Annotated in this window: 6 protein-coding genes; all 6 read left to right on the top strand. The window is 66.0% G+C overall.

The window, feature by feature from the left end; genetic code table 11:
• A partial coding sequence (gene glpX / locus KGM94_RS22535) for a class II fructose-bisphosphatase (protein WP_300264258.1) occupies window positions 1-828 on the top strand: 828 nt, incomplete at its 5' end.
• Between the two features lie 7 nt (window positions 829-835).
• Entirely contained in the window at window positions 836-1555 is a 720-nt protein-coding gene (locus KGM94_RS22530) for a haloacid dehalogenase type II (RefSeq protein WP_300264256.1), read from the top strand.
• A 176-nt stretch (window positions 1556-1731) separates the two neighbouring features.
• Entirely contained in the window at window positions 1732-2964 is a 1233-nt protein-coding gene (locus KGM94_RS22525; protein ID WP_300264254.1) for an ABC transporter substrate-binding protein, read from the top strand.
• 74 nt (window positions 2965-3038) lie between these two features.
• Entirely contained in the window at window positions 3039-3914 is an 876-nt protein-coding gene (locus KGM94_RS22520) for a branched-chain amino acid ABC transporter permease (protein ID WP_300264252.1), read from the top strand.
• A gap of 2 nt (window positions 3915-3916) precedes the next feature.
• Window positions 3917-4846: a branched-chain amino acid ABC transporter permease gene (locus KGM94_RS22515; protein ID WP_300264251.1), complete on the top strand. Its 930-nt coding sequence runs from the start codon at window positions 3917-3919 to the stop codon at window positions 4844-4846.
• Window positions 4843-6268: ATP-binding cassette domain-containing protein (locus KGM94_RS22510; RefSeq protein WP_300264249.1), on the top strand; the 1426-nt coding region annotated here is incomplete at its 3' end. The genes KGM94_RS22515 and KGM94_RS22510, both read left to right, overlap by 4 nt.

The raw sequence follows: 6268 nt of genomic DNA, 5'->3' as shown, positions 1-6268 counted from the left end.
CTGGCGATCGACGGCACCGTGGTGATCGGCGAGGGCGAGCGCGACGAGGCGCCGATGCTCTATATCGGCGAGAAGGTCGGCCTGCAGGCGGGCCCCCAGGTCGACATCGCGGTCGACCCGCTCGAGGGTACCACGCTCTGCGCCAAGAACATGCCGGGCGCGATCGCGACCATGGCGATGGCCGACGGCGGCACGCTCCTGCACGCCCCCGACGTCTACATGCAGAAGCTCGCGATCGGCCCGGGCTATGCCAAGGGCGTCGTCGAGCTCGACGCCTCGCCCGCCGACAACGTGCGGCGGCTCGCCAAGGCCAAGGGCGTCGCGCCCGAGGCGATCACCGTCCTCGTGCTCGACCGTCCGCGCCATGCCGACATCATCCAGAGCGTGCGCTCGACGGGCGCGGCCGTGCGTCTCATCACGGACGGCGACGTCGCCGGCGTGATCCACTGCGCCGATCCCGACAACACCGGCGTCGACATGTATCTCGGCACCGGCGGCGCGCCCGAGGGCGTGCTGGCGGCGGCTGCGCTGCGCTGCATCGGCGGCCAGATGCAGTGCCGCCTGATCCTGGATTCCGACGAGAAGCGCGAGCGCGCCGCGAAGATGGGGGTCAACGACCCCAAGATGATCTACGGCATCGAGGACATGGCCAAGGGCGACTGCCTGTTCGCCGCCACCGGCGTCACCACTGGCTCGCTGCTGTCGGGCGTCAAGTTCCGCAAGGACGGCGTGATCGAGACCGAGACGGTGGTGATGCGCTCGGTCACCGGCACCGTGCGCACCATCAAGGCCGAGCACCGCGAGCTCGCCAAGTTCCACCTGGACTGACGGCACGATGTCCGACCTCGCCACGGTGAAGGCCCTGGTGTTCGACGTGTTCGGCACCGTCGTCGACTGGCGCACCAGCCTGATCACCGATTTCATGTGGTGGGGCAGGCAGCGCGGCATCGCCGCCGACTGGATCGCCCTGGTCGACGGCTGGCGCGGCATGTACGTGGCCTCGATGGACGAGGTGCGCAGGCATCCCGAGCGCGGCTACGTCATCCTCGACGTGCTGCATCGCCGCTCGCTGGAGAAGCTGGTCGAGAAGTTCGCGATCAAGGGATTGACCGACGCCGATCTCGACCATTTGACAAGAGGCTGGCATCGCCTCAATCCCTGGCCCGACAGCGTCGCAGGCCTGACGCGGCTGAAGACGAAGTTCGTGATCGCGCCGCTGTCGAACGGCAACGTCGCGCTGCTCACCAACATGGCGAAATTTGCAAAACTGCCGTGGGACCTCGTGATGTCCGCGGAATTGTTCGAGCACTACAAGCCAGATCCCGAGACCTATCTCGGCGCCGCGCGGCTCTTGGGCTTGCAGCCCGGCGAGGTGATGATGGTCGCCGCCCACAACAACGACCTCAAGGCCGCGCAATCGAACGGCCTGAAGACCGCCTTCGTCGCCCGGCCGACCGAGTACGGCCCGCTGCAGAAGGTGGATTTCGAGGCCACCGGCCAGTGGGACGTCGTCGCGAAGGACTTTGGCGGGATCGCCGACAAGCTCGGCTGCTAGGCTGGCTCGCATCGGCGCGACGCGCGCTGCGGAACGCTTCGACTTTAGTCGAGATCATGCGCCGAACGCAGGACGGGGTTGGTTCGGAGCAGCTTGCCACTCCAGAGGCGAGCGATCACTATCCCGTGCGGCGGCGCCCGTGAGAGGCGCAATCAAAACACGGGAGGTTTGGTTTCATGGCTTCATTCAAGATTTTCATGCTGACGGCTTGTGCGACTGCGCTGGTCTCGTCAGCCGCCTGGGCGGCGGATCCGATCAAGATCGGGGTGATCGCGGAAGCCCAGGCCGTCGCAGGCTCGTCGATCGCGCCGGCCGCGCAGCTCGCCGCCGAAGAAATCAACGCCAAGGGCGGCGTCGACGGACGCAAGATCGAGATCGTCGTCTATGACAATCATTCATCCTCGGCGGAGTCGGTCCGCGCCTTTCAGCGCGCCGTCAGCGAGGATCACGTCAACGCGGTGATCGCGAGCTACATATCCGAGGTGGTCCTTGCCCTCGAACCCTGGGCGGGGCGTCTCAAGACCGTGATGATCACGCCCGGCGCGGCGTCCGACGTCATCACGCAGAACATCGCCAAGGACTATGACCACCTCAAATACACGTTCCACGGCTATCTGACCTCGTCGTCGCTCGCCGGTCTCGTCTGCGATGCCGCCAAGGACCTGCTCGTCGGTCCCTACAAGATGAAGACGGCGGTCATCATGAGCGAGGATGCGGCCTGGACGACGCCGCTCGACGCCGGTTACGAGAAGTGCCTGCCGGAAATCGGGCTGAAGGTCGTCGATCACATCCGCATGTCGCCGGATACGACCGACTTCACCCCGATCTTCAACAAGATCGAGGGCGCCAAGCCCGACGTCATGATCACGGGCATCTCGCACGTCGGCACGCAGCCGACCGTGCAATGGAAGAGCCAGCAGGTGCCGATCCCGATGTTCGGCATCTCCTCCCAGGCCACCAACTCGACCTTCTGGAAGGATACCAACGGCGCGGTCGAAGGCGTGTTCTACAACGCGGTTTCCGGACCCGGCGTCGCGGTGACGCCGAGGACGCTGCCCTTCGTCGATGCCTATCAGAAGAAGTTCGGCAACTTCCCCTCCTACGCCGGCTATACGTCCTATGACGACGTCTACATGATCGCCGAAGCCATTCACAAGGCCGGCGGCACCGATTCCGACAAGATGGTCGAAGCGTTGGAGAAGACCGACTACGTCGGCACCATCGGGCGTATCGCCTTCAAGCCGAAGGGCGATCCGAATCCCCATGCGCTGAGGACGGGCAAGGGCTACATTACCGGGTTGATGCTGCAGTGGCAGAACGGCAAGCAGGTGAACGTATGGCCGAAGGAACTGGCCGCGGGTTCGATCATCTGGCCGTCCTTCATCAAGCTCAAGGCGGCCAGCAACTGACGTCCTGCCGGGGGCCGCTCCCACGAGCGGCCCCTTTGTTTTGGCGCCAGTCCAACTTCCCGGTTCGATTTTAGATGCTTTTTTGGCAAATCCTGATCGACGGTTTCGCCATCAGCGCGCTGTACGCGCTCGGTGCGACCGGATTCACGCTCATCTTCGGCGTCTCGGGCGTCCTCAATCTGTCGCACGGCGCCATCATGGTCGGCGCCGCGGTGGCGGCCTGGGCGGCGGCCAGCGAGCTCGGCGTCGGGCCCTATACCGGTGCGCTGATCGGCGTCCTCATGGGGCTTCTCCTGTCCTTCGCCACCTACTTCATCGCGGTGCGGCCGATTCAGCGGTCGAGGGCGATCGCCGAGTCGGAGAAGGAGATCTTCATCCTGACCGCGACGCTGCTCTGGGGCATCATCATCCAGGAGGCGATCGCCTATCTCTTCACGAACAACGCCAAGACCGTGCTGCCCATCGTCGAGGGGGTGACGAATTTGTTCGGCGTGCGTACGCCGAAGAACGAATACTTCACGGCGGTCGTCTGCTGGGTTGCGATCGGCCTGCTCTGGGCTCTGGTCAACCGCACGAGGCGCGGCAAGGCGGTCATGGCGGCGTCGATGAACCCGCGCGGCGTCACGCTGCTCGGCATCGAACTGTCGTCGATCTACCTGACGGTCTGGGCGATCTACGGGCTGCTCGCAGGCGTCGCCGGCATCCTGCTCGGCATGTTCCTCGGCGTGAGCTCCTACAGCGTCGGTCCGCTGACCGCGAGCGCCTTCTCGATCGTCGTGCTCGGCGGTCTCGGCAGCGTCTCCGGCTCGCTGATCGCGGCCTATGTCGTCGGCTATCTGGAGACGGCGACCGCCTATCTGATCTCGCCGGCCTATCGCACGGTGCCGGCGCTGCTGCTGCTCGTGGTCGTCATGTATCTGCGCCCGCAAGGGCTGTTCGGGCGGAGGTGAGCATGCCGAAGATCCTGCAATCCCGCCTGGCGTGGATCGGCCTCGCCACGTTGCTGGTGGCCGTGGTCCTGCCGGGCTACGTCTCGGGCTACGTGCTCGGCCTGCTGACCGTCGCCTATTACACGGCGGTGTTCGCCATGTCCTGGGACCTGCTGTTCGGCTTCGCCGGCGAGGTCAATTTCGGGCCGACCTTCCTGATCGGCGTCGGCGCGTACACCGCCGGCATCCTCGATGCGAATTTCTCGCCCGATCTGTCGATCTGGCTGTGCATCGCCGCAGGCGCGCTCGCGGCCGTGATCGCCGGCGTCGTCCTCGCGCTGCCGGCCTTGCGCGTCAGCGGCCCCTATTTCGGGCTGACCACGCTGGTGGCCGTTCTCATGCTGCAGAACTTCATCGTGGTCGCCGCGGGGCTCACCGGCGGCGAGATCGGGCTTGCGGTTCCCGACGTCATCACGATCGACGCCAAGGCCAATTACTGGATCGCCTTCGGCTTCATGCTGGTCAGCGGCGCCATCCTGGTCGGCCTGTCGCGCAGCGCGATCGGGCTCATTCTGCAGGCCAGCGGGCAGGACAAGATCCAGGCCGGCGCGCTCGGCTTCAACGTCACCAAGCACAAGCTCGCCGCCTTCGTCGTCAGCGCGTTCTTTTCCGGGCTCGCCGGCGCGCTGATGGTCTTCTACATGGGCACGGCGTCGGTGACGACCTTCGTCGATATCGGCGTCGGCGTGCAGATCATCATTGCCGCCGTGCTCGGCGGACGGCGCACGGTGATCGGCGCGGCCATCGGCGCCATCTTCCTCATCGCCATGGGCGAGCTGCTCCGACCGCTCGGCGAACTCGCCACGCTCATCGTTTCCGTGATCGCGCTCGCGGTCATCCTGTTCTTTCCGGACGGCTTTCTCGGCATGCTGCGGGGAGGGGCGAGGGCATGAGCGCGCCGATGCTGGAAGTCGCCAACCTGACCAAGAGTTTCGGCGGGCTCGTCGCCGTCAAGAACCTGAGCTTCTCGATTCGTCCCGGCGAGATCCTCGGGCTGATCGGGCCGAACGGCTCGGGCAAGTCGACCGCGATGAAATGCGTCATCGGCGTCGAGAGGCCGACCGCAGGCTCCGTCAAGCTCGACGGCGTCGAGCTCGCCGGCCTGCCGTCGCACCGCATCGCGCGCATGGGCGTCGGTCTGGTGTTCCAGCACTCGCGTCCGCTGGCCCGCCAGACCGTGCTCGAGAACATCAAGGTCGCGTTGCTGCCGGACAAGCTGACGCGCCTGATCGCCGACAAGCACGTCGAGGCGAGGGCACGCGAGATCGCCGAGCGCGTCGGGCTCGGCCGGGTCATCGACCGCAAGCCGCCGACGCTCGCCTTTGCGGACCTCCGCCGCCTCGAACTCGCCAAGGCGGTGGCGCGCAGTCCGAAGCTGGTGCTGGTCGACGAGCCCTTTGCCGGGCTCACGGCGTCCGAGGTCGCCGATTTCTCCGATCTCATCCGCGAATTCCGCGATGACGGCCACGCCGTCCTCCTGGTCGACCACAACGTCAAGAGCGTGTCGGCGCTGGTCGACCGCGTGCTCGCGATGTATCTCGGCGAATGGATCGCGGAGGGCGCGGCCAGCGACGTCATGCAGAACGAAACCGTGCGGCGGGTCTATCTCGGCGGCGCGCTGGTCTCGACCGCGCGGCCGGAATCCAGTTTCGCCGACAAGACGCCGGCGCTACAGGTCGAGAACGTCGGGGTCGTCTATGGCAAGGCGCTGGCGCTGCAGGACGTGTCGCTGCACGTGCACGAAGGCGAATTCGTCTCGGTCGTCGGGCTCAACGGGGCCGGCAAGACCACCTTGTTCAACGTGATTTCCGGCCTCGTGCCGCATACGGGCGACGTGAAATGGGCGGGCCGGAGTCTCACCGGCGGAACGGCGGCGCAGATTGCGCGCTCGGGCATCGTGCAATGCCCGGAGACGCGCGAACTGTTCGGCGACATGACGGTGCGCGAGAACCTCGATCTCGGCGGCAACGCGCTCGACAATGCCGAGCGGCTGAAGCATCTCGAATGGCTGTTCGAACTCTTCCCGATCCTCAAGAGCAGGCAATCGCAACTGGCGCGCACGCTGTCGGGCGGCGAGCAGCAGATGCTCGCCATTGCGCGCGCGCTGATGATGAGGCCGAAGCTCCTGATCCTCGACGAACCGACGCTGGGCCTCGCGCCGGTCATTCTCGAAACCCTGTCGAAGGCGCTCGACCGGCTGCGCGAGACGACCAGGATCACGGTCCTGCTGGGCGAGCAGAACGTCACGTTCGCCCTGCCGCATGCCGACCGCGTCTACGTGCTCGACCACGCCAGGATCGTCTGGGAAGGCCCGC

Origin of the sequence: Bradyrhizobium sp. (assembly GCF_028868675.1) — a bacterium.
Classification (GTDB): domain Bacteria; phylum Pseudomonadota; class Alphaproteobacteria; order Rhizobiales; family Xanthobacteraceae; genus Bradyrhizobium.
Note: the sequence above shows the minus strand (reverse complement) of the source record. Positions and strands in the feature narration are given on the sequence as shown.